Origin of the sequence: Pseudomonas mediterranea CFBP 5447 (assembly GCF_000774145.1) — a bacterium.
Lineage (GTDB): Bacteria > Pseudomonadota > Gammaproteobacteria > Pseudomonadales > Pseudomonadaceae > Aquipseudomonas > Aquipseudomonas mediterranea.
Map to the genome: position 1 here is coordinate 160,148 of NZ_KN322961.1, position 22,471 is coordinate 182,618.

At 61.2% G+C, this 22,471-nt stretch carries 20 protein-coding genes; 16 read left to right on the forward strand and 4 right to left on the reverse strand.

What is annotated here, in order from left to right; translation table 11 throughout:
• Positions 1-109: 109 nt before the first annotated feature.
• Entirely contained in the window at positions 110-970 is an 861-nt protein-coding gene (locus tag N005_RS01600) for a DMT family transporter (protein ID WP_047698802.1), read from the reverse strand.
• Positions 971-1,334: 364 nt separating this feature from the next.
• Here N005_RS01600 and N005_RS01610 point away from each other — a divergent pair, with 364 nt between their 5' ends.
• The 8 genes from N005_RS01610 (at position 1,335) to N005_RS01645 (ending at position 8,177) form a co-directional block, all read left to right on the forward strand.
• A complete protein-coding gene (locus N005_RS01610; RefSeq protein ID WP_041022990.1) occupies positions 1,335-1,925 on the forward strand; it encodes an amino acid synthesis family protein in 591 nt (196 codons plus the stop codon).
• A gap of 45 nt (positions 1,926-1,970) precedes the next feature.
• Positions 1,971-2,804: an alpha/beta fold hydrolase gene (locus N005_RS01615; RefSeq protein WP_047698806.1), complete on the forward strand. Its 834-nt coding sequence runs from the start codon at positions 1,971-1,973 to the stop codon at positions 2,802-2,804.
• The gene (locus tag N005_RS01620) at positions 2,801-4,282 is read left to right on the forward strand and encodes an aldehyde dehydrogenase (RefSeq protein ID WP_047698808.1); all 1,482 of its coding nucleotides are present in this window, start codon (positions 2,801-2,803) and stop codon (positions 4,280-4,282) included. The genes N005_RS01615 and N005_RS01620 overlap by 4 nt, the downstream gene beginning before the upstream one ends.
• Positions 4,283-4,294: 12 nt before the next feature.
• Complete coding sequence (locus tag N005_RS01625; protein WP_047698810.1) at positions 4,295-4,780, forward strand: flavin reductase family protein; 486 nt, start codon at positions 4,295-4,297, stop codon at positions 4,778-4,780.
• Between the two features lie 135 nt (positions 4,781-4,915).
• Complete coding sequence (locus N005_RS01630) at positions 4,916-6,367, forward strand: NAD-dependent succinate-semialdehyde dehydrogenase (protein WP_047698812.1); 1,452 nt, start codon at positions 4,916-4,918, stop codon at positions 6,365-6,367.
• 21 nt (positions 6,368-6,388) lie between these two features.
• Positions 6,389-6,778 carry a carboxymuconolactone decarboxylase family protein gene (locus N005_RS01635; RefSeq protein ID WP_047698814.1) on the forward strand — a complete coding sequence of 130 codons (390 nt, stop codon included), beginning with the start codon at positions 6,389-6,391 and terminating at the stop codon, positions 6,776-6,778.
• 81 nt (positions 6,779-6,859) lie between these two features.
• Positions 6,860-7,612, forward strand: a complete 753-nt coding sequence (locus tag N005_RS01640) for a GntR family transcriptional regulator (RefSeq protein ID WP_047698815.1) — start codon at positions 6,860-6,862, stop codon at positions 7,610-7,612.
• Position 7,613: 1 nt separating this feature from the next.
• Positions 7,614-8,177 carry an NUDIX hydrolase gene (locus N005_RS01645; protein WP_047698817.1) on the forward strand — a complete coding sequence of 188 codons (564 nt, stop codon included), beginning with the start codon at positions 7,614-7,616 and terminating at the stop codon, positions 8,175-8,177.
• A gap of 143 nt (positions 8,178-8,320) precedes the next feature.
• On the opposite strand, the gene N005_RS01650 is transcribed toward N005_RS01645, so the two are convergent.
• Positions 8,321-8,617 carry a DUF1330 domain-containing protein gene (locus N005_RS01650; protein WP_047698819.1) on the reverse strand — a complete coding sequence of 99 codons (297 nt, stop codon included), beginning with the start codon at positions 8,615-8,617 and terminating at the stop codon, positions 8,321-8,323.
• A gap of 83 nt (positions 8,618-8,700) precedes the next feature.
• On the opposite strand from N005_RS01650, the gene ribBA reads away from it, so the two are divergent.
• The 5 genes from ribBA (at position 8,701) to N005_RS01675 (ending at position 14,113) form a co-directional block, all read left to right on the forward strand.
• On the forward strand, positions 8,701-9,810 hold the full coding sequence (ribBA, locus tag N005_RS01655; RefSeq protein ID WP_047698821.1) for a bifunctional 3,4-dihydroxy-2-butanone-4-phosphate synthase/GTP cyclohydrolase II: 1,110 nt from the start codon (positions 8,701-8,703) through the stop codon (positions 9,808-9,810).
• A gap of 369 nt (positions 9,811-10,179) precedes the next feature.
• Positions 10,180-11,205, forward strand: coding sequence for an ABC transporter substrate-binding protein (locus N005_RS01660; RefSeq protein WP_047698823.1), 1,026 nt, complete (start codon positions 10,180-10,182; stop codon positions 11,203-11,205).
• Positions 11,202-12,128 carry an ABC transporter permease gene (locus tag N005_RS01665; protein ID WP_047698825.1) on the forward strand — a complete coding sequence of 309 codons (927 nt, stop codon included), beginning with the start codon at positions 11,202-11,204 and terminating at the stop codon, positions 12,126-12,128. Before N005_RS01660 ends, N005_RS01665 begins: the two co-directional genes overlap by 4 nt.
• Positions 12,129-12,134: 6 nt before the next feature.
• Entirely contained in the window at positions 12,135-12,944 is an 810-nt protein-coding gene (locus N005_RS01670; protein WP_041022978.1) for an ABC transporter permease, read from the forward strand.
• Between the two features lie 17 nt (positions 12,945-12,961).
• Positions 12,962-14,113: an ABC transporter ATP-binding protein gene (locus N005_RS01675; RefSeq protein ID WP_047698826.1), complete on the forward strand. Its 1,152-nt coding sequence runs from the start codon at positions 12,962-12,964 to the stop codon at positions 14,111-14,113.
• A 409-nt stretch (positions 14,114-14,522) separates the two neighbouring features.
• On the opposite strand, the gene N005_RS01680 is transcribed toward N005_RS01675, so the two are convergent.
• Positions 14,523-15,929 carry a purine-cytosine permease family protein gene (locus tag N005_RS01680; RefSeq protein ID WP_047698827.1) on the reverse strand — a complete coding sequence of 469 codons (1,407 nt, stop codon included), beginning with the start codon at positions 15,927-15,929 and terminating at the stop codon, positions 14,523-14,525.
• A 319-nt stretch (positions 15,930-16,248) separates the two neighbouring features.
• On the opposite strand from N005_RS01680, the gene N005_RS01685 reads away from it, so the two are divergent.
• Positions 16,249-16,734, forward strand: a complete 486-nt coding sequence (locus tag N005_RS01685; RefSeq protein ID WP_047698829.1) for a flavin reductase family protein — start codon at positions 16,249-16,251, stop codon at positions 16,732-16,734.
• A gap of 179 nt (positions 16,735-16,913) precedes the next feature.
• Positions 16,914-17,957 (forward strand): LLM class flavin-dependent oxidoreductase, encoded by a 1,044-nt coding sequence (locus tag N005_RS01690; protein WP_047698830.1) that lies wholly within the window; start codon positions 16,914-16,916, stop codon positions 17,955-17,957.
• 187 nt (positions 17,958-18,144) lie between these two features.
• Here N005_RS01690 and N005_RS01695 read toward each other — a convergent pair whose 3' ends face one another.
• Positions 18,145-20,268 carry a TonB-dependent siderophore receptor gene (locus N005_RS01695; RefSeq protein WP_047698832.1) on the reverse strand — a complete coding sequence of 708 codons (2,124 nt, stop codon included), beginning with the start codon at positions 20,266-20,268 and terminating at the stop codon, positions 18,145-18,147.
• Positions 20,269-20,566: 298 nt separating this feature from the next.
• On the opposite strand from N005_RS01695, the gene N005_RS01700 reads away from it, so the two are divergent.
• Complete coding sequence (locus tag N005_RS01700) at positions 20,567-22,363, forward strand: methyl-accepting chemotaxis protein (protein ID WP_047698834.1); 1,797 nt, start codon at positions 20,567-20,569, stop codon at positions 22,361-22,363.
• Positions 22,364-22,471: the final 108 nt, after the last annotated feature.

A 22,471-nucleotide genomic window follows, 5' to 3' on the forward strand; every position in this document is an offset into this window, starting at 1 on the left:
GCATACAGAATTAAGATGGGCATGCATGCAGTGCCGAATGACCAGGCAGGATATTCGGCACAACAATATCAGTCACTCCTCCATGAGAAGTGTCGTAGTTGAATGACGATTATTTATAACTAAGCAAAAAGACCCCAACAAGAACGGTGCCTATTCCAACTTTTTGTCCCAGGGTGGTTATTTCCCTGTAGATGGCAATGGCCAATAACACCGTCACACCGGAGTACACCGAACTGATAGGCGTAACAAGCGAGAGCTCGCCTACTTTGGAGGCAAAGATGTAAAACACCCAACCCGCATTAACCAATACAGAGTGCGCAAGAAAGTATCCTCCACGACGGCGGGTCAGATCACCTTTTTCCAGTCGACCGTTTCTGCTCAACGCCAGTGCGGTGAAAAGAACAGCCTGGGTCAATGCGGAATAAAAGAAGGCATTGGTGACATCGAGCGCCTTTGCGGAAAAGCCCAGGATGAAAAAGGCCACGCCAAAACCCACCATGGCCAGGATGGCCTGGAGAAAGCCTTGCGAGCCACCGCGCAACGATTGGAGGATATTGCCGGAGGTCATGACAATACCGATGAAAATAATCGATACAGCGACCCAGGCAACCGGGGCCAGACTTTCCCGGAGGAAAATGATGGAAAAGAAGATAGTGACGAGACTGTAAGTAGAGGCGATCGGCGAGACCAGGGATAGATTGCCGACTTCACAGCCACGCATGTAGAAGTAATACCCGGCTACATACGCAGCAGAACTGCCGGTAATGATCAGCACAGCGTTCGCATCGAACCTGAGCTGATGAGTGGTGATCAGATACACGCCGAGGAGGAGTGCCACGGCAAAGGTGAACAAGTTGCGAACCAACATTGTCTTCGCGGTGCCTAATTGGCGAATCATGAGACTTTGAATAAAGTCCGAGACACCCCAACACAACATCACCATCAGCCCGCCAAACACTCCGCTATCCATGCAAAACAACTCCAATATTCCCAGACCGGCTATCTTGGCCGAGTCTTGCGCGTCCCCAACAGGCAACGCTGTGGAAGCCTATATTCAGATAACGGATTGTCAATTTGATCGCTTAGTTCAATTTGCGATTAGCTTATGCCTTTATAGCAACGATAAAAGCGCACGCCCCTGATCCCCCAGACGCGGGCCCTCGACCTCTCTCGTTTCCGCCGCCCCCCGCTCCCGCTCCAAACCACGGGCTGCCCTGTCTGGCCAGGCCTTCTGTCGTCCATCCGCGAACAAACTCAACGGACCACTTGCGCTTACAGTATTATGGTATACCATCATACGCATCAACTTCTCCCAACCTCCCATGGAGCAGCTCATGAGTTTCGAAATTCGCAAGATCGTCAGCTATGTCGAAGAAACCTTCATCGAAGGCGGCAAGGTCACTGATAAGCCGGTGACCATGGTCGGGCTGGCGGTCGTCATGAAAAACCCTTGGCTGGGCCGTGGCTTCGTTGAAGACCTGAAGCCGGAAATCCGTGCCAACTGTTCCGATCTCGGTGCGCTGATGGTCGAGCGCCTGGTGGGCATCATCGGCGGCGCTGAGAAAATCGAAGCCTACGGCAAGGCCGCTGTCGTCGGCGCCGACGGTGAAATCGAGCACGCCTCGGCCGTGATCCATACCCTGCGTTTCGGCAACCACTACCGCGAAGCGGTCAAGGCCAAGAGCTACCTGAGCTTCACCAACAAGCGCGGCGGCCCTGGCACCTCGATCCAGATCCCAATGATGCATAAGGACGACGAAGGCCTGCGGTCGCACTACATCACCCTGGAAATGCAGATCGAAGATGCGCCGCGTGCCGACGAAATCGTCGTGGTACTGGGTTGCGCCGATGGCGGCCGCCTGCATCCACGCATCGGCAACCGCTACATCGATCTGGAAGAACTGGCCGCCGAGAAGGCGCAATAAACCAGCCCGGCCCCCACAACAAGAAAAGGCAAGCAGGAGCGCTCCATGATTCGGCTCACCGCTGAACTCACCCCGGCCGGCACCAGTTACCTGGCGACCGGCCAAGGCCAGCCCGTGGTCTTGATCCACGGGGTGGGCCTGAACAAAGAAATGTGGGGCGGCCAGGTCGTCGGCCTGGCCACGAAGTACCGCGTGATTGCCTACGACATGCTCGGCCATGGCGCCAGCCCACGCCCCGCCAACGGTACCGGTCTGCTCGGTTACGCCGACCAGTTGCTGGAACTGCTCGACCACCTGCAACTGCCTCAGGCAACGGTGATCGGTTTCTCCATGGGCGGCCTGGTGGCACGTGCTTTCGCCCTGCATTACCCGCAACGCCTGCAAAGCCTGGTGGTGCTCAACAGTGTGTTCAACCGCAGCCCCGAGCAACGCGCCGGAGTCATCGCCCGTACCGCCCAGGCCGCCGAGCATGGCCCGGACGCCAATGCCGAAGCCGCGCTGTCACGCTGGTTCAGCCGCGAATACCAGGCCGCCAACCCGGCACAAATCGCGGCACTGCGCCAGACCCTGGCGAAGAACGATCCCCAGGGTTACCTGACCACCTATGAACTGTTCGCCACCCAGGACATGTACCGCGCCGACGACCTGGGCAGCATCCAGGCGCCCACGTTGATCGCCACCGGCGAGCTGGACCCGGGCTCGACCCCGGAGATGGCCGAACAACTGGCGGCGCGTATTCCCGGTGCCGCCGTTGTCGTGCTCGCCGAACAACGGCATATGATGCCGGTGGAGTCGCCGCGCCTGGTCAACCAAATGCTGCTGGAGTTCCTCGACAAGGCGTACTCCCAACAACATCCAATAAAGGGGATCGTTGCATGACACTCGCACGTTTCCAGATGTGCATCGGCGGTGAATGGGTCGATGCCCTGTCCGGCAAGACCTTCGAAAGCCTCAACCCGGCCCTCGCCCAGGCCTGGGCCGAACTGCCCGATGCCGACGAAGCCGATGTCGAACGCGCCGTCCAGGCGGCACAAACGGCGTTCGACAGCCCTGCCTGGCGTGGCCTGACCGCCACCGCCCGGGGCAAATTGCTGCGCCGTCTCGGTGACTTGATCGCCGAGAACAAGGAACAACTGGCCCAGCTGGAAAGCCGCGACAACGGCAAGCTGATCCGCGAAACCCGGGGCCAGGTTGGCTATCTGCCGGAGTTCTTCCACTACACCGCCGGCCTGGCCGACAAACTCGAAGGCGGCACCCTGCCTCTCGACAAGCCGGACATGTTTGCCTACACCGTGCACGAAGCCATGGGCGTGGTGGCGGCAATCATTCCCTGGAACAGCCCGCTGTACCTGACCGCGATCAAGCTCGCTCCGGCACTGGCGGCCGGCAACACCATCGTGATCAAGCCGTCCGAACACGCCTCGGCGACCATCCTGGAACTGGCGCGCCTGGCCCTGGAAGCCGGATTTCCAGCAGGCGTGGTCAACGTCGTGACCGGTTATGGTCCGAGTACCGGCGCCGCCCTCACCCGCCATCCGCTGATTCGCAAGATCGCCTTCACCGGTGGCGCCGCCACGGCTCGCCATGTGGTGCGCAGCAGCGCGGAGAACTTCGCCAAGCTGTCCCTGGAGCTGGGGGGCAAGTCGCCCAACATCATCTTCGCCGACGCCGACCTCGACAGCGCCATCAACGGTGCGATTGCCGGGATCTACGCGGCGTCGGGCCAGAGCTGCGTGTCCGGCTCGCGACTGCTGGTGCAGGACGCGATCTACGATGAGTTCGTCTCGCGCCTGGAAGAACGCGCCAAGCGCATCCGCATCGGCAACCCGCAGGACGACAGCAGCGAAATGGGCCCGATGGCCACCGCCCAGCAGTTGGCCGTGGTCGAAGGCCTGGTCGCCGATGCCATCGCCGAGGGCGCGCGGCTGCGCCTCGGAGGCAAGCGCCCGCAGAACCTGGGTGACGGCTGGTTCTATGAGCCAACCCTGTTCGAATGCGATCGCAATTCGATGAAGATCATGCAGGAAGAAGTCTTCGGCCCGGTAGCGTCGGTGATTCGCTTCAAGGACGAAGCCGAAGCGCTGGCCATCGCCAACGACTCGCAGTTCGGCCTCGCCGCCGGCATCTGGACCCGCGACCTCGGCCGCGCCCATCGCCTGGCCCGGGACGTGCGCTCGGGCATCATCTGGGTCAACACCTACCGTGCCGTCTCGGCCATGGCACCTATCGGCGGCTTCAAGAACAGCGGCTACGGACGTGAAAGCGGTATCGATTCGGTGCTGGCCTACACCGAACTGAAAACGGTGTGGATCAACCTCTCTCAGGCCCCCATGCCTGACCCCTTCGTGATGCGCTAGGAGACCGCCGCCATGATCGAACCCGGCATTTACAAAGAAGTCATGGGCTCGTTCCCCTCCGGCGTCACGGTGGTCACCACCCTGGACCCGGACGGGAACATCGTCGGCATCACCGCCAGCGCGTTCAGCGCGTTGTCGATCGATCCGGCGCTGGTGCTGTTCTGCCCCAACTACGCCTCAGACACCTACCCGATCCTGCGGGACAGCAAGCAGTTCGCGATTCACCTGCTGTCCGCCGACCAGACCGCCGAGGCCTACGCCTTCGCCGGTAAAGGCAAGGACAAGGCCAACGGCATCGACTGGCACCTGAGCGACCTCGGCAACCCGATCCTGGCCAAGGCCACGGCGATCATCGAGTGCGAACTGTGGCGCGAATACGACGGCGGCGACCACGCGATCATCGTCGGCGCGGTGAAGCACCTGATCCTGCCCGAGCAGCCGGTCACGCCGATGATCTACCACAAGGGCAAGCTGGGCGCCCTGCCCGCGCTGGGCTGAGCCGAACACCTCGTGGCGAGGGAGCTTGCTCCCGCTGGGCTGCAAAGCAGCCCCAAGAGCAGGGCCGCTGCGCGCCCCAGCGGGAGCAAGCTCCCTCGCCACAGGTTCTCTTACCTACTAATTTCAGGAGCCGGCATGAGTCCAGCAGCCTCGCAACTGTTCCGCCAGCAGGCCTACATCGACGGCCAATGGCTGGAAGCACCCGATGGCGCCTGCCAGGAAATTTTCAACCCGGCCAACGGCGAGTTGATCGGCCGGGTGCCGAACCTGGGCGCCGAACACGCCCGCCAGGCCATCGCCGCCGCCAACAGGGCCTGGCCGGCCTGGCGCGGGCTGATTGCCAAGGAGCGCAGCCAGATTCTCAAGCGCTGGCACGCGCTGATGCTTGAAAACGCCGACGCGCTGGCAGAAATCCTTACACTCGAACAAGGCAAGCCGTTGGCCGAAGCCAAGGGCGAAATCCTCTACGCCGCCAGCTTCATCGAATGGTTTGCCGAAGAAGCCAAGCGCATCTATGGCGACACCATTCCCAGCCATAAAGGCGATGCCCGCATCGTGGTGAGCAAGGCGCCCATCGGTGTCGTCGCGGCGATCACCCCGTGGAACTTCCCGGCGGCGATGATCACCCGCAAGGCCGGCCCCGCCCTGGCCGCCGGCTGTCCCTGCATCGTCAAGCCTGCGCCGGAAACGCCGTTCTCGGCCTTGGCCATGGCGACCCTGGCGGAACAGGCCGGGATTCCTCCGGGGATCTTCAACGTGATGACCGGTGACGCCGTGGCCATCGGCGGCGAACTGACCGGCAGTCCACTGGTGCGCAAGCTGTCGTTCACCGGCTCCACCGCCATCGGCAAACTGCTGATGGCCCAGTGCGCCCCGACCTTGAAGAAGGTTTCGCTGGAGCTGGGCGGCAATGCCCCCTTTATCGTCTTCGACGATGCCGACCTGGAACGCGCGGTGGACGGTGCACTGATCGCCAAGTTCCGCAATGCCGGGCAGACCTGTGTCTGCGTCAATCGCTTCCTGGTGCAGGACGGCATTCATGATGCATTTGTCGCACGGCTGTCCGAGCGCGTGGCGCAACTGAAAGTCGGCAGCGGCTTCGAGGCGGGCGTCAGCCAGGGGCCGCTGATCAACGAACGGGCCGTCGCCAAGGTCGAGGACCATGTCCAGGACGCCCTCGCCCACGGTGCCCGGGTGCTCTGCGGCGGCGAACGCCATGCCTTGGGTCACGGTTTCTTCCAGCCGACGGTGCTGGCCGGCGTCACGACGCAGATGAAAGTCGCCCGGGAAGAAACCTTCGGGCCGCTGGCAGCGGTCTTTCGCTTCGACAGCGAGGCCCAGGCCGTGGAGATGGCCAACGACACCGATTCCGGGCTCGCCGCCTATTGCTACACCCGCGACCTGGGCCGGGCCTGGCGCATGAGCGAGGCGCTGGAATACGGCATGGTCGGGATCAATGAAGGGCTGATTTCAACCGAAGTAGCCCCGTTCGGCGGCGTCAAGACCTCGGGCCTGGGGCGCGAAGGCTCCAAATACGGCATCGAGGATTACCTTGAACTCAAATACACCCTGATGGGCGGGCTCTGAGCCCCGCGGGAGACACGGAAAATGAGCAATGAAAAATACGCGAAAGGCTTGAAGATCCGCACCCAGGTGCTGGGCGAAGCCTATGTGAAGCGTTCCATCGAAAACGCTGACGACTTCACCCGGCCATTGCAGGAAATGGTCACCGAATACTGCTGGGGTCACGTCTGGGGCCGCGAGGGTTTGTCGCTCAAGGAACGCAGCATGATAAACTTGGCCATGATTTCGGCCCTCAATCGGCCTCACGAGCTCAAACTGCATGTACGCGGCGCCTTGCGCAATGGCCTGAGTCGTGAACAAATACGCGAAATCCTGCTTCAGGTCGGTATTTATTGCGGTGTACCCGCAGCCGTCGACAGTTTCCGGCTCGCCCGTGAAGCCTTCGCTGAAGCCGATGCCGAGGCCTCCAGTTAACCTTGGCTGTTTTTGCAAAGAGCACGTGACGATGATCGACGTGCTCTTTTTGCATGGACAGCCACCTAAAGAGCAACGCCCATGAAACGCCTGCCACTCGACGACAGCTTCAAGGTCAATCGCAACCCCGTTACCCTGCGCGAGATCGTGCTGGATAAGCTGCGAAGCGCCATCATGAACTTCCAGCTCCTGCCGGGAGATCGTCTGGTCGAGCGCGATCTGTGCGATCGCCTGGGCGTGAGCCGCACGTCGGTGCGCGAAGCCTTGCGTCACCTGGAGTCCGAAGGCCTGGTGGAATTCGCCGACGCCAAGGGCCCACGGGTCGCGATCATCACCCTGGACGATGCCGGCGATATCTATGAGCTGCGTTGCGTGTTGGAAGGGCTGATCGTCCAGCTATTCACACTGCGCGCCAGCGCCAAGGACATCAAGGCCCTCGAAAAGGCCCTGAAGGAAAACCGGGAGGCCCTCAAGGACGGCGAGCTGCAACAGGTGCTCGATTCGGTACAGGGTTTCTACGATGTGCTGCTCGAAGGCTCCGGCAACCATGTGGCCGCCACCCAGTTGCGCCAGTTGCAGGCGCGCATCAGCTACCTGCGGGCCACCTCGGTGTCCCAGGAAAACCGCCGCGGCGCCAGCAACCAGGAGATGGAACGCATCGTCGAGGCCATCAAGAGCGGCGATCCGCTGGCCGCCCACCAAGCTTCGGTGGACCACGTACGGGCCGCGGCCAAGGTTGCGCTGGAATACCTCAAGCGCAAGCAGGAAGAGACCGGCGATATCCCTGAAATCACGGTCCCCATCGCCCTGAAAGAACCTCGCATAGGACACTGACATGTTCAGCCCGAGCTTTTGTCCAAAGTGTGGCGGCAGCGACCTGAGTCAACGCCTGCCGGCGGGCGATACCCATGAGCGGCTGATGTGTGGCGGCTGCGGCTACATCCACTACGTCAACCCGAAGATCATTGCCGGCTGCATCATCGAGCAGGACGGCAAGTACCTGTTGTGCCAGCGCGCCATCCCCCCACGTCCGGGCACCTGGACCCTGCCGGCCGGCTTCATGGAAGGCAACGAGACCACCGAGCAGGCGGCGTTGCGGGAAGTCTGGGAGGAAACCGGCGTGCGCGCGGACATCGTCTCGCCCTACTCGATCTTCAGCGTGCCGAAGATCAGCGAGGTGTACATCATCTTCCGCGCCGTCGCGCTGGAAATCACCGGCCAGTTCGGCCCGGAAACCCTCGCCTGCCAGTTCTTCGCCCCAGAGGACATTCCCTGGGACAGCATCTACTACCCGGCCATCCGCCAGATCCTCGAACGTTACATCGAGGAGCGCCAGGCCGGGGTCTACGGCATCTACATCGGCAACGACGACAGCGGCAAGATCCACTTCATCCGCTGACGGCGGTCACAACATTCGGAAATGACGCAAAACCTGTCCCTCGCTCGGACGAGCGCTATCGCCACTAAGTCAGACTGCGATGTCGAATGACAGGCCGCCATCGCGAGCAGGCTCGCTCCCACAGGTGAAGCCGACACCGGCGCCTACAGAGGCGCCACGCCCTCGACGATGATCACCTCGGCCCGGGCCACATCCTTGCGGTGGCGCTTGGCCTCCTGGTACTGCTCCGAGTGATAACAGGCCAGCGCCTGCTCGTAGGAATCGAATTCGATCACCACGCTGCGCTGCGGCGTGGCCCTGCCCTCCATCGCCTCGCTACGCCCGCCCCGGGCCAACATCCGACCGCCATACAAGGCGAACGCCGCCGGAGCCCGTTGGGTGTATTGGCTATATTGATCAGGGTCGGTGACATCCACATGGGCAATCCAGTACGCCTTCATAGTGACCTCTCGGGTTGATTTGTATTATGGTATACCACAACCAGCTTCCATCATGCATCCCATCCTGACAAAGAGAGCCCCACATGGCCTTTAACAGTATTCAAGAAATCATCGAAGACTACCGCCAGGGCAAGATGGTGTTGTTGGTGGACGATGAAGACCGGGAAAACGAAGGTGACCTGCTGCTGGCCGCCGATTGCTGCAGCGCCCAGGCCATCAGTTTCATGGCCCGGGAAGCCCGCGGGCTGATCTGCCTGACCTTGACCGACGAACACTGCCAGCGCCTGGGGCTCGAACAGATGGTCCCGAGCAATGGCAGCGTGTTCAGCACGGCGTTCACGGTGTCCATCGAGGCCGCCACCGGCGTGACCACCGGCATCTCCGCCGCCGACCGGGCGCGCACCGTGGCCGCAGCCGTCGCCACCGATGCCGGCCCCGCCGATATCGTCCAGCCGGGGCATATCTTCCCGCTGCGCGCCCGGGAAGGTGGTGTCCTGACCCGTGCCGGGCATACCGAAGCCGGCTGCGACCTGGCGCGCCTGGCCGGTTTCACGCCAGCGTCGGTGATCGTCGAAGTGATGAACGACGACGGCACCATGGCCCGCCGCCCGGACCTGGAAGTATTCGCCCGTAAACACGGGATCAAGATCGGCACCATCGCCGACCTGATCCACTATCGCCTGAGCACCGAACACACCGTGGTACGCATCGGCGAACGGGAACTGCCCACCGTGCACGGCACCTTCCGGCTGTTCACCTTTGAAGACCGCATCGAGGGTGGCGTGCACATGGCGATGGTCATGGGCAACATCCGCCGGGAAGAACCCACCTTGGTGCGAGTCCATGTCATCGACCCGCTGCGGGACCTGGTGGGCGCCGAATACAACGGCCCGTCCAACTGGACACTCTGGGCGGCCCTGCAACGGGTCGCCGAAGAAGGCTGCGGCGTGGTGGTCGTCCTGGCCAACCACGAATCCTCCCAGGCGCTGCTCGAACGCGTGCCGCAGCTCACCCAGCCACCACGCCAGTTCAGCCGTTCCCAGTCTCGCATCTATTCAGAAGTCGGTACCGGGGCGCAGATCCTCCAGGACCTGGGCGTCGGCAAGCTGCGCCACCTGGGACCACCGCTCAAGTACGCCGGTTTGACCGGGTACGACCTGGAGGTGGTGGAGAGCATTCCGTTCACTGGATAACTCCGAGATCACACCGAAACCCTGTGGGAGCGAGCCTGCTCGCGATAGCGGTCGTTCAGTCACTGAAAAACCGAATGTCAGGCAGCTATCGCGAGCAGGCTCGCTCCCACAGGGCCGGTGGCTGCCTCGGAAAAAATCACAAGAAAATCTGCCTTGGACAGATAGCCGGTAAGGCAAAATGCTTGCAGAAAGTTTGGAATACCATAATATGATATTCCATAGACCGAACGCGTCAGCCAAGTGCGCCCGGCAGGGAAAGCACAGCCATCCAGCCCTTGGCACGGTCCTGCAAAGCCAGATGGACCTATAGCTCCCGATAAGCGGGCACACACAAGCCCGCTCAATAAACACAACAATGAGGGCGTGAAAATGGTGTTGAAGAAAAGTGCAGTTGCCGTTCTTTTTGCTGGCTTGCTGGGCGTTGCCAGCCAAGCGGCGATGGCTGCCGAAAGCGTCAACTTCGTCAGCTGGGGTGGCACGACCCAGGATGCACAGAAACAGGCCTGGGCCGACCCGTTCAGCAAGAGCACCGGCATCACCGTGGTCCAGGATGGCCCGACTGACTACGGCAAGCTCAAGGCCATGGTTGAAAGCGGCAACGTGCAGTGGGACGTGGTTGACGTCGAGGCTGACTTTGCCTTGCGCGCCGCCGCCGAAGGTCTGCTCGAACCGCTGGACTTCTCGGTCATCCAGCGCGACAAGATCGACCCACGCTTCGTTTCCGATCACGGCGTAGGCTCCTTCTACTTCTCCTTCGTCCTCGGCTACAACGAAGGCAAGCTCGGCGCCGGCAAGCCCCAGGACTGGTCCGCGTTGTTCGACACCAAGACCTACCCCGGCAAACGCGCCCTGTACAAATGGCCGAGCCCCGGCGTGCTTGAATTGGCCCTGCTGGCCGACGGCGTCCCTCAGGACAAGCTCTATCCCCTGGACCTGGACCGCGCCTTCAAGAAACTCGACACCATCAAGAAAGACATCGTCTGGTGGGGCGGCGGCGCCCAGTCCCAGCAACTGCTCGCGTCCGGTGAAGCCAGCCTCGGCCAGTTCTGGAACGGTCGCATCTACGCACTGCAACAAGACGGCGCGCCGGTGGGCGTGAGCTGGAAACAGAACCTGGTCATGGCCGACATCCTGGTCGTGCCGAAGGGCTCGAAGAACAAGGCCGCCGCCATGAAGTTCCTGGCCAACTCCAGCAGTGCCAAGGGCCAGGCCGACTTCTCCAACCTGACCGCTTATGCCCCGGTCAACGTCGATAGCGTCGCACGCCTGGATTCGGTGCTCGCTCCCAACCTGCCGACCGCCTACGCCAAGGATCAGATCACGCTTGATTTCGCGTACTGGGCCAAAAACGGTCAGGACATCGCGACACGGTGGAACGAATGGCTGGTCAAATGAAAATGTCGGCAACGACAACCCGACACACCGGGAGCGCCCCTGGCGCTGCCGGTGTGGCAACCGCCAAGGCAGCGACGACCCCGGCGCTGTCCCAGCGCTGGCGCGGGGCCGGCAACCTGGCCCCCGCCCTGCTGTTCCTTGGCCTGTTCTTCCTGGCACCACTGATCGGCCTGCTACTGCGTGGCGTGCTGGAACCGGTTCCCGGGTTGGGTAACTACGAGCAACTGTTCGCCAACTCGGCTTATACCCGAGTGCTGCTCAATACCTTTTCGGTGGCCGGCCTGGTGACGCTGTTCAGCCTGCTGCTGGGCTTCCCCCTGGCCTGGGCCATCACCCTGGTGCCGCGTGGCTGGGGTCGCTGGATCCTCAACATCGTGTTGCTGTCGATGTGGACCAGCCTGCTGGCCCGGACCTACTCCTGGCTGGTGCTGTTGCAGGCTTCCGGGGTGATCAACAAGACGCTGATGGCCCTGGGGATCATCGACCAGCCGCTGGAGATGGTGCACAACCTCACCGGCGTGGTGATCGGCATGAGCTACATCATGATCCCGTTCATCGTCCTGCCGCTGCAGGCGACCATGCAGGCCATCGACCCGATGATCCTGCAGGCCGGCTCCATCTGCGGTGCCAGCCCCTGGACCAACTTCTTCCGGGTGTTCCTGCCGCTGTGCCGACCGGGGCTGTTTTCCGGTGGCCTGATGGTGTTCGTGATGTCCCTGGGTTACTACGTCACCCCGGCGCTGCTCGGCGGTGCGCAGAACATGATGCTGCCCGAGTTCATCATCCAGCAGGTGCAGTCGTTCCTCAATTGGGGCCTGGCGAGCGCCGGTGCCGCGTTGCTGATCGTCATCACGCTGGTGCTGTTCTACTTCTACCTGAAGCTTCAGCCGGAATCCCCGGTTGGCGCCAGTAACGCGAGGTAAATCGTCATGCTCCTGACTCCCAATGCCATGAGCCGGCGCATGCGCTTCGGTCTGTACTTCACGACCGGGTTGATCGGGCTGTTCCTGCTGCTGCCGATCGTATTCATCGTGCTGCTGTCGTTCGGCTCGTCCCAGTGGCTGGTCTTCCCGCCACCGGGCTGGACATTCAAATGGTACGGCCAGTTCTTTTCCAACCCCGACTGGATGAGTGCCGCGCTGGCCAGTCTCAAGGTCGCGGTACTGACCACGATCTGCGCCGTGGCCCTGGGCCTGCCCACCGCGTTCGCCCTGGTACGTGGCCGGTTTCCGGGCCGGGAAATGCTCTATGGCCTGTTCACCCTGCCGATGATCGTGCCGCTGGTGATCATCGCCGTGGCGGTGTATGCGCTGTTCCTCAAGCTGGGCTACACCGGCACGATGTTCGCGTTCGTGGTCAGCCACGTCATTGTCGCGTTGCCATTCACCATCATCTCGATCATCAACTCGTTGAAACTGTTCGACCAATCCATCGAAGACGCCGCTGTGATCTGCGGTGCCTCACGCCTGCAAGCGGTGTTCAAGGTCACCTTCCCGGCCATCCGCCCGGGGATGATCGCCGGCGCCTTGTTCGCGTTCCTGGTGTCGTGGGACGAGGTGGTGCTGAGCGTGATGATGGCCAGCCCGACCCTGCAAACCCTGCCTGTAAAGATGTGGACCACCCTGCGCCAGGACCTGACGCCTGTGATCGCCGTCGCTTCGACGCTGCTGATCGGCCTCTCGGTATTGGTGATGGTGATCGCCGCCGCCCTGCGCCGGCGCAATGAAATCAGCGCCTGAGCGCCTAGGAGAACACAATGAGTGCCGTCAAAGACCCCGCACAACAGAACAACAAGACCCTGGTCAGCCTGCGCAACCTGAACAAGCACTACGGCGACTTTGCCGCCGTCGACGACATCGCCCTGGAGATCCAGGACGGTGAGTTCCTGACCTTCCTCGGCTCCAGCGGCTCGGGCAAGAGCACCACGCTGTCGATGCTGGCCGGCTTCGAAACCCCCAGCAGCGGCGAGATCCTGGTGGACGGCAAGTCCCTGGTCAACGTCCCGCCACACAAGCGCGACATCGGCATGGTGTTCCAGCGCTATTCGCTGTTCCCGCACCTGTCGGTACGCGACAACATTGCCTTCCCCCTGGCGATCCGCAAACTGGCGCCGGCCGAGCGCGATCGTCGGGTCGATGCCATGCTCAAGCTGGTGCAACTGGAGCAGTTCGCCCATCGCCGCCCTTCGCAACTCTCCGGCGGCCAGCAACAACGCGTGGCGATTGCCCGGGCGCTGGTCTACGAACCACGCATCCTGCTGATGGACGAACCCCTCGGTGCCTTGGACAAAAAGCTCCGCGAAGACCTGCAGGATGAACTGCGCCAACTGCATCGACGCCTGGGCATCACCATCGTCTACGTGACCCACGACCAGGAAGAAGCCATGCGCCTGTCCCAGCGCATCGCGATTTTCAGCCACGGCAAGATCGTCGGCCTGGGCACCGGCTACGACCTCTACCAGAACCCGCCGAATGCCTTTGTCGCGTCGTTCCTCGGTAACTCGAACTTCCTCAAGCTCAAGGCCCAGGGCAACGCGGTGGCGAGCTTCGAAGGCCAGTCGCTGTCGATCCGTCTGACCGCCGGGCTGCAAACCGACCAGGACGTGCTGCTGATGGTCCGCCCGGAGAAAGCCCTGGCCCTGAGCACCGAACAGGCCGCTCAAGAGCCCCTGGCGGCGGGCTGGAATGAAGTCTCGGCCAAGGTCGTCGAAGTGCTGTTCCTCGGCGAAAGCCAGACCTGCAGCGTGGTGACCTCCGGCGGCACCGCCATGACCGTCAAGGCCCTCTCCGCCGCCGGCATGCCGCTCAAGGCCGGCGATCCGGTGCGTGTGCGCTGGGCCACGGCTGATGCCTGCGTGTACACCGAATGGGCCGAAAGTGATTTGAACAAGGCTGCCGGGGCACATTGATCCCCCACTGGCCCACTTCGGTGGGCCGTCTCGAGATGTCACCCTCAAGGTCGCCGCAACGTCGGGTTGCGGCGGCCTTTTTTTGTCTGATGATCGGTAAGGATCGGCCCTCAACCCTATGACTGTGGGAGCGAGCCTGCTCGCGATGACGGCGGATCAGTTTGCATCGATGCTGAACCTACCGCCGCTATCGCGAGCAGGCTCGCTCCCACAGTATTTCTAGTGTTCCTGATATCTGCGTTCATACCTCAATCCCCTGTCCCTCGCTCGGACGACGCGATAGCGGCGGATCGGTTTGCATCAATGCTGAACCTGCTGGCGCCATCGCGAGCAAGCTCGCTCCCACAGGTTCCTCCCAAAACAAAAATGCCCGGCAATCAGCCGGGCATTCGGTCAAACAGTTCTTCAATCAGTCGGCATAACCCAACCGCGCCGCCATGCTCCGCCGGGCCTGCCCACGGGTAGCCAGGCAGTAATACAACGGACAGGTCACTACCAATCCCACCAGCCATGACAGGTCCGCACCTTCGACCAGGTTGGCATAAGGCCCGATATACAGCGAAGTGTTGGCGAACGGCAGTTGCACGATGATCCCGATGAAATACGCCACGATCGCATGCAGGTTTAAACGTCCATAGATCCCGCCATCGGCATGAAAGATCGAAGCGATGTCGTAATGGCCGCGCTTGATTACATAGAAATCGATCAGATTGATCGACGCCCACGGCACCAACACCAGCAGCAGTGCCAGGATCAAGCCGATGAACTGCGCGATGAAGTCCGCCGATGCGCCCAGCGCTACGAAACAGCAGCCCGCCAGTACCACGCTCGACAACACCACCCGAACCTTGATGCTTGGTGTCCATTGGCTGGCGAAAGTCTGGATCGAGGTGATGATCGACAGTACCGCGCCATACAGATTCAAGGCGTTGTGGCTGATGATATTGAGCAAGAACAGCACCATCAGAATCGGCCCCAGCCAGCCGGTAGACTGCTTGACTGCGGCCATGGCCTCGGTGCCTTCAGGGGTCGCCAGCACCGCCACCGCACCGAAGGCAAACGACAGGATGGTGCCCAGGGTCGCGCCCAGGTAAGTGGCCAGGAACGGGCGGGCAATGCCGATATCCGCCGGCAGGTAGCGCGAGTAATCCGAGACATAGGGCGAAAAGCTGATCTGCCAGATGATCCCCAGCGATACCGTGGCCAGCCAGCCGGACAGGTTGAAGCCTCCTCGGGTGAAGAAGTCCGCCGGCAGGTCGTGGGCAAAGATATAGAGGAAGCCGGCGAGCAAGGCGCTGCCCATCACCCAGGTACCAATGCGGTTGAGGGTATGGATGAAGCGATAGCCGATCACTCCGATGGCCGTGGCGCTGAGGGCGCCGATCAGGATGCTGGCCGGCGCCGGCACCGAGGGCGCGATGCCGACTATGGATTTACCCGCCAGCACGATGTTGGAAATGAAGAAACCGATGTAGATCAGCGCCGCGAAAAACACGATCAGCAGCGCGCCATAGCGCCCGAACTGACCACGACTCTGGACCATTTGCGGAATCCCCATGCGGGGTCCCTGGGCCGAGGCCAGGGCAATCACCAATCCACCGACCAGATGCCCCAGCGCAATCGCCAGCAGCCCCCAGAACAGATCGAGATGAAACACCTGGACCACCATGGCGCCGGTGACGATGGGCAGCGGCGCAATGTTGGTGCTGAACCATAAGGTGAACAGATCGCGGGCCTTGCCGTGGCGCTCTGCGAGGGGGACGTAATCGACGGTGTGATTCTCGATCAACGGGTCTTGCCGGGACATCTGGGACATGTGCATGAACTCGAGTTTGTCTGTTCTTATCTTTGTAAAAAGCCAAACCGGGACGCTCTACGGCGCCACTCAGATGAACACCATATTATGGTATTCCAACATTTTCACAAGACTGAACCGCTTTCTGAAGGCCCATCTGATCTGTCATTTCACCTTGGTCAGCCGCCTGAGTCTCCTAGGAAAGCCGCGTATTTATTGGCTCTTGAGCGCTCCTGGGCGTTTTATCGGACCGCTGAAAAAGCCCTTGCAATGGTTGTATTACGGTATACCATCAGACCTACAAACCTATAAAACCTTGCAACACCACGAGGACAGTTCAATGATCGATGCCGCCATCTACAAACAAGTCCTGGGTTCATTCCCGTCCGGCGTCACCGTGATCACTACGCTGGACGATGACGGCCAGATCGTCGGCCTGACTGCCAGCGCCTTCAGTTCGCTGTCCATGGAGCCACCCCTGGTATTGTTTTGCCCCAACTACAGCTCCGACTCCTATCCGGTTCTGATCAAGAACAAACGCTTCGCCATTCATGTGCTTTCCGGTGGCCAGCAGAGCGAAGCCTATGCCTTCGCACGCAAGGGCAAAGACAAGGCGCAAGGCATCGAATGGACCATGAGTGAACTGGGCAATCCGATCCTTGCCAACGCCACGGCAGTCATCGAATGCGAACTGTGGCGCGAATATGAAGGCGGCGACCACGCAATCATGGTCGGTGCGGTGAAGAACCTGATGGTGCCCCAGCAGAACGCCGGGCCGATGGTGTATTGCCACGGCAAGATGGGTGCCCTGCCCGTTCCGGCTTGATGGCCTGGGCAGAAATATTTTGCGGACATTCCGTATTATGGTATACCAATAATCAATCAGCCAGGCCACCGCAACCACGACGCCCAGCCTGGCGAGAACACACCCGGGAGCCCCGCGCTCGTCCCAGGCAACAGGCCCGCAGTCGACAGGCCGCCAACAAAAGATCCGAGGTAAGCGTCATGAAATTTTCCCTGTTCGTACACATGGAACGTTGGGACGAAAGCGTCAGCCACCGCCAGCTGTTCGAAGACCTGACCGAGCTGACCCTGATGGCCGAGGCCGGTGGTTTCAGCACCGTCTGGATCGGTGAACACCACGCCATGGAATACACCATCTCGCCAAGCCCGATGCCGCTGCTGGCTTACCTGGCGGCCAAGACCACCACCATTCACCTGGGCGCCGGCACCATCATCGCGCCGTTCTGGCACCCGCTGCGGGCGGCCGGTGAATGCGCATTGCTGGACGTGATCAGCAACGGTCGCATGGAAGTCGGCCTGGCACGTGGTGCTTACCAAGTCGAATTCGACCGCATGGCCGGCGGCATGCCGGCAGCGTCCGGCGGCCAGGCGCTGCGGGAAATGGTTCCGGCGGTACGTGCACTGTGGCAAGGCGACTATGCCCACGACGGCGACATCTGGAAATTCCCGACCTCTACCAGCGTGCCCAAGCCGATCCAGAAGCCGAACCCGCCGATGTGGATCGCCGCTCGCGACCCGGACTCGCACAACTTCGCAGTGGCCAACGGCTGTAACGTCATGGTGACGCCGTTGATGAAGGGCGACGAAGAAGTCCTCGATCTGAAGAACAAGTTCCAGAATGCGCTGGACAACAACCCCAACGTACCGCGTCCGCAACTGATGGTACTGCGTCACACCCACGTGCACTCGGCCGACAACCCCGAAGGCTGGAAAGTCGGGGCCAAGGCGATCGCGAAGTTCTACCGCACCTTCGATGCCTGGTTCGGCAACAAGGAAACCCCGGTCAACGGTTTCCTGGCGCCAAGCCCGGAAGAAAAGTTCGCCGGTCGCCCGGAGTTCGAACTGGAAAGCCTGCACAAGACCGCCATGATCGGTACCCCGGAAGAAATCATTCCGCGCATCAAGTACTACCAGGAACTGGGCGTCGACGAGTTCAGCTTCTGGTGCGACAACAGCCTGCCTCACGCGGAGAAGAAGAAATCCCTGGAGCTGTTCATCAAGCACGTGGTGCCGGCGTTTCGCTGAGGGCGCAGTACAGTTGGACCGCTATCGCGAGCAGGCTCGCTCCCACAGGGGGACAGTGGTGAGCACAGGTTAAATGCACGCCTGTAACTCATGTGGGAGCGAGCCTGCTCGCGATGGCGTCCTGAAGCAAAAGACGAAGCAAAAAAATGCCCGGACTCGAAGGTCCGGGCTTTTTTGTTTTCAAGGATCAGAACGTCACGCTGGCACTCAGGCGCGCGGTACGTGGCTCCCCGACGGCGACCTGCAACTCGCTGCCGGTGGAGGACGGGTAGTACTGCTTGTCGAACAGGTTATCGACGTTCAGTTGCAGTGACGTCTTGTACCCCAGCACCGGCGACTCCCAACGCAGGAAGGCATCGGCGACGGTATAGCTGCTGAGCCAGAAATCGTTGGCGTTGTTCGCCGCGCGCTCGCCGACGTAGCGTGCGCCGGCACCGGCGTGCCAGGCGCCGAATTCGGTCGGGACGTTCAGGTGGTGCGACAGGTACAGGCTGGCGGTGTGCTTGGGCGCGTCCGACAGGCGATGGCCTTCGTTCTTCGGATCATCCAGTATTTCCGTATGGGTGTAGGCGTAGGTGCCGATCACATCCCAGCGTTCGGCCAGACGTCCGGTGACGTCGAGTTCCAGGCCTTGGGAGCCGACTTTGCCGGCGGCTTCTGCAATGGTTTTCCCGCCCACTACGGTATTGGTTACCACATTCTTTTTTTCGATATCGAACAAGGCGAGATTGATATTCAGCCCAGGTAGAGGATCATATTTGGCACCGATTTCATAACTGCGCCCTTCCTCCGGCTTGAAAGTGCTGAGGTTGTCATCGACGGTATCGTTGGGCTTGAACGAACGGCTGTAATTTCCGTACAGGGACAAGGCTTCATCCGCTTTGTAGACCAGCCCCAGAAACGGAACAAAGGCATCGCCGTTATCGTCGCGAACAGGCACTCGCTTGATCATGCCCGTTTCACTGAACTGGTCGTAATGCTGGTAGCGTCCGCCAAATACGAGAATCCAGCGATCATCCAGGTGCCAGTTGTCCTTCAGGTAAACGGAGCTGGAAGTCAGTTTGTTACTCAGGTTGCTTTGCGCAGCATTTATCTTGCCTGGCTCGGCCAGACCACCGTAAACCGGCGCGGTGATATCGAACCCTACCTGTGCAGTGCCACGGTAGGTCTTGCCACGGTATTGATCGGACACCTGATTATCGACACCGATCAGCAGATCATGGCGCTGACCGAACAGCTCCTGCTTACCCATGAAATCCCAACTGGCGTAACGCGTTTCATCGTCATAGTGCGCACCATTGGCGGCACGCTGAAACTTACCGGTGTTTGACAGGCTCGGCTGCGCAATCGAAAGACTATACCGATCATTATTCCAGCCGTAAGTCACCCGAGTCTTCCACGCCTCGCTCAGCTCGTATTCGAAACGCGCCGTCGCCGTCTCACGAATCCCCACGCTCTTGGCCCAGCGCTCATCAAGGCGCTTGTCATAATCGATATCCGCCGGATGCCCGTCGGTAAACACCGTCCCACGGTCAAACGGGTTGGAATATTCGTTGTACTCATAGCTCAGGTTCAACGAAGCCCGCTCACCGGTCCAGGCCAGGGACGGTGCGACCAGGGTGCTTTCATTCACGCCATAGTTGCGCCAGTAATCTTCATGACCACGCTCGGCAATCAACCGATACGCCAGCCCGCTGTCGCCCAGCGGCCCGGTGGTGTCCACGCCCAGGGTGCTGCCGCCTTCGCTGTAGGCCGAGCCGCTCAGCGTGGTGCTCTGGGTGTATTCGGGCTTCTTGCTGATGATGTTGACCAGGCCGCCAGGCTCCAGTGCGCCGTACAGCATCGAGGCCGGGCCCTTGAGCACTTCGACCCGCTCGGTGGTGGCGCTGAAGTTGTGTCCCAGGTTCGAACGCACGCCGTCGCGCAGGATCGAGCCATCGTCGTTGGTGCCGAAGCCGCGCTTGACCAGCGAGTCCCGCGAGCCACCCAGGGTATTGCCCTGGCTGACGCCGCTGACGAACTTCATCGCGTCGCCCAGGGAGCGCACCTGATAATCGTCCAGGGTTTGCTGGGTCACCACATTGATCGATTGCGCCTCTTCCTTGATCGGTACGTCGCTTTTGCTCGCCGTGCTGGCTTGCGATGCCGTGTAGCCCTCATCTTGAGTGATACGGCTGCCCTGGATGTCCGTGGAGGGCAGTTCGATTACATCCTGGGCCCACAGCGGGCTGGCGATGAAGCAGCAGGACAAGGTCGGCAATACACACTTGATGAAGACATTGCGATTCGCAGGAGGGGTGGAACGATTCAAGACACGCACTCACAGGGGGATGTTAATGCGAGCGAATATACTTTGAGAATGATTCCCAGTAAATCTTTTCCAGGACCTTATTGCCACGGCGAATCCTTGTGGGAGCGAGCCTGCTCGCGATAACGGTATATCCGCCACAACGGTTTTGGATGTGACGCCCTCATCGCGAGCAGGCTCGCTCCCACAAGTCCTCCGTACACCAAACGAGCGTAATATCAAAACGCCCAAAATCACTAAAGCTTTGGTCTTCTCGGTCGAATGTATTCCATCGAGAGATTTTTCTGCCCAGGAGCTTGGCATGCAGACGTTGAAGGCTTTGTACGAGTCCATCGAAATGCACTTTTTCGATACGCTCACCAAGAAACTCTCAAGCCTCTTCCTGCTGGTCGCCGTCAGCGGCTTGCTGTACTGGGTGGCCCTCAGCGCCCGTACCGACATTGTGGCGCAGTTGCGCAACGCGCAGCTCGACGCCGCCCTGCTGGGGCAGATCGAGAGCCGGCTCGACAGCCTCACCCAGGCCCTGCTGTTCGGTGCGCTCCTGACGCTGTGCATGATCAGCTTCATGGTCTGGTATTTTCGCCACCTCATCGTGCGTCCCGTCACCGCCATGACCCGTGCACTGGAGGAGATCGCCAACGGCGAAGGCGACCTGTCCAGGGACCTGCCGTTGGTGACCCATGACGAAATCCGCGTGTTGGCCGGCACCTGCAACCGCTTCCTGGCCAAGCAGCGGGAAATCATCAGCAACGTCCAGGCGCTCACTGTGCACATCGCCGTCGAGTCGGCGCGTTCGCTCAAGAACATCAGCGACTCCAGCGACAGCGCCACCCATCAGGCACGTTTCGCCAAAGAAGTGATGGAGCAGAGCAACTCCGCCGTGGACCGCATCGAAGAGGTCTCGCGCCAGACCCAGGGTATCTCCAGCACCACCGCTCAGAACCTGAGCATGGCCCGCGATTCCTATGCCGAACTGCTGGAAGTGACCGGCAACATCGGCGAGATCGCCGGCAGCCTCAATGAGTTCGCGACGCTGGTGAGCGCCTTGAACCAGCGTTCATCGAGCATCAAGTCCATCGTTGGCTTGATCCAGCAGATCTCTGCCCAGACCAACCTGCTGGCCCTCAACGCCGCCATCGAAGCCGCCCGTGCCGGCGAGAGCGGCCGGGGCTTCGCCGTGGTGGCCGATGAAGTGCGGACCCTGGCGCAGAACGTCAGCCGGGCCACGGACGACATCTCGCGCAACATCGACGCCATGCTCGAGGAAGTCGGCTCCACCCACGAGCAGACCACCCAGATCAGCCACAGCGCCCGGGAAACCCAGAAAGTCGTGGAGCGTGCCTCCGGCCATTTCGAGAGCATGATCGTCGACTTCGAATCCACCAACGGCAAGCTGGCCGACATCGCCGGGCACATCCAGCAGTTCGCCGATGCCAACACCGGCATCAACGAACGGGTCACCCAGATCCATGCCGACAGCCAGTCGATCGATCAGCGCATGCAGCATTCGGCCACCGCTACCCGTGACCTGTCCGGTGTCGCTGAAAAGGTGCAGGCGCTGCTGGGCCGGTTCGTGCTCGGCCACGGCAAGCTGGATGCGGCCATCACCCGTGCCAGTCAGTGCCGCGACACCCTCCAGGTACGCCTGGAGGCCTTGCACCGCGAGGGCCTCAACCTGTTCGACCAGAATTACCAGTTGGTTCCCGGCACCGATCCCAAGCAGTACATGACCGGCTACACCGAACGCTTTGCCCAGATCTGCCAGGAAGCCTGCGATGCCCTCACCCGCAGCACACCGGGCGGCAAGGTCTCATTCATCGTCGACACCAAGGGCTACTGCCCGGTGAACAACAGCTGGGTGTCGAAGCCCCCCACTGGCGACCGCGCCGTCGACCTGCCAGTGTGCCGCAACAAACGCATCTTCAACGACCCGATCGGCCTGCGCGCGGCGGGCAACGTCCAGCGCTTCCTGCTCCAGACCTACCTGCGCGATACCGGGGAAATCATGACCGAGATCGACGTACCGTTCTTCCTCGACGGCCGCCACTGGGGCAACCTGCGGGTGGGGTTCGACGCAGCGATGCTGTTGGCGGAGTGAGCGTGAGCCGGCAGGAAACACTGTGGGAGCGAGGCTTGCCCGCGATAGCGGTGGGTCAGCCGAGATCTTCATCACTGATACGACGTCATCGCGAGCAGGCTCGCTCCC

Bases quoted from the DNA above. Each gene is read 5' to 3' on its own strand.
- N005_RS01600 (WP_047698802.1), bottom strand. From the start codon at position 970: ATGGATAGCGGAGTGTTTGGCGGGCTGATGGTGATGTTGTGTTGGGGT.
- N005_RS01610 (WP_041022990.1), top strand. From the start codon at position 1,335: ATGAGTTTCGAAATTCGCAAGATCGTCAGCTATGTCGAAGAAACCTTC.
- N005_RS01615 (WP_047698806.1), top strand. From the start codon at position 1,971: ATGATTCGGCTCACCGCTGAACTCACCCCGGCCGGCACCAGTTACCTG.
- N005_RS01620 (WP_047698808.1), top strand. From the start codon at position 2,801: ATGACACTCGCACGTTTCCAGATGTGCATCGGCGGTGAATGGGTCGAT.
- N005_RS01625 (WP_047698810.1), top strand. From the start codon at position 4,295: ATGATCGAACCCGGCATTTACAAAGAAGTCATGGGCTCGTTCCCCTCC.
- N005_RS01630 (WP_047698812.1), top strand. From the start codon at position 4,916: ATGAGTCCAGCAGCCTCGCAACTGTTCCGCCAGCAGGCCTACATCGAC.
- N005_RS01635 (WP_047698814.1), top strand. From the start codon at position 6,389: ATGAGCAATGAAAAATACGCGAAAGGCTTGAAGATCCGCACCCAGGTG.
- N005_RS01640 (WP_047698815.1), top strand. From the start codon at position 6,860: ATGAAACGCCTGCCACTCGACGACAGCTTCAAGGTCAATCGCAACCCC.
- N005_RS01645 (WP_047698817.1), top strand. From the start codon at position 7,614: ATGTTCAGCCCGAGCTTTTGTCCAAAGTGTGGCGGCAGCGACCTGAGT.
- N005_RS01650 (WP_047698819.1), bottom strand. From the start codon at position 8,617: ATGAAGGCGTACTGGATTGCCCATGTGGATGTCACCGACCCTGATCAA.
- ribBA (WP_047698821.1), top strand. From the start codon at position 8,701: ATGGCCTTTAACAGTATTCAAGAAATCATCGAAGACTACCGCCAGGGC.
- N005_RS01660 (WP_047698823.1), top strand. From the start codon at position 10,180: ATGGTGTTGAAGAAAAGTGCAGTTGCCGTTCTTTTTGCTGGCTTGCTG.
- N005_RS01665 (WP_047698825.1), top strand. From the start codon at position 11,202: ATGAAAATGTCGGCAACGACAACCCGACACACCGGGAGCGCCCCTGGC.
- N005_RS01670 (WP_041022978.1), top strand. From the start codon at position 12,135: ATGCTCCTGACTCCCAATGCCATGAGCCGGCGCATGCGCTTCGGTCTG.
- N005_RS01675 (WP_047698826.1), top strand. From the start codon at position 12,962: ATGAGTGCCGTCAAAGACCCCGCACAACAGAACAACAAGACCCTGGTC.
- N005_RS01680 (WP_047698827.1), bottom strand. From the start codon at position 15,929: ATGTCCCAGATGTCCCGGCAAGACCCGTTGATCGAGAATCACACCGTC.
- N005_RS01685 (WP_047698829.1), top strand. From the start codon at position 16,249: ATGATCGATGCCGCCATCTACAAACAAGTCCTGGGTTCATTCCCGTCC.
- N005_RS01690 (WP_047698830.1), top strand. From the start codon at position 16,914: ATGAAATTTTCCCTGTTCGTACACATGGAACGTTGGGACGAAAGCGTC.
- N005_RS01700 (WP_047698834.1), top strand. From the start codon at position 20,567: ATGCAGACGTTGAAGGCTTTGTACGAGTCCATCGAAATGCACTTTTTC.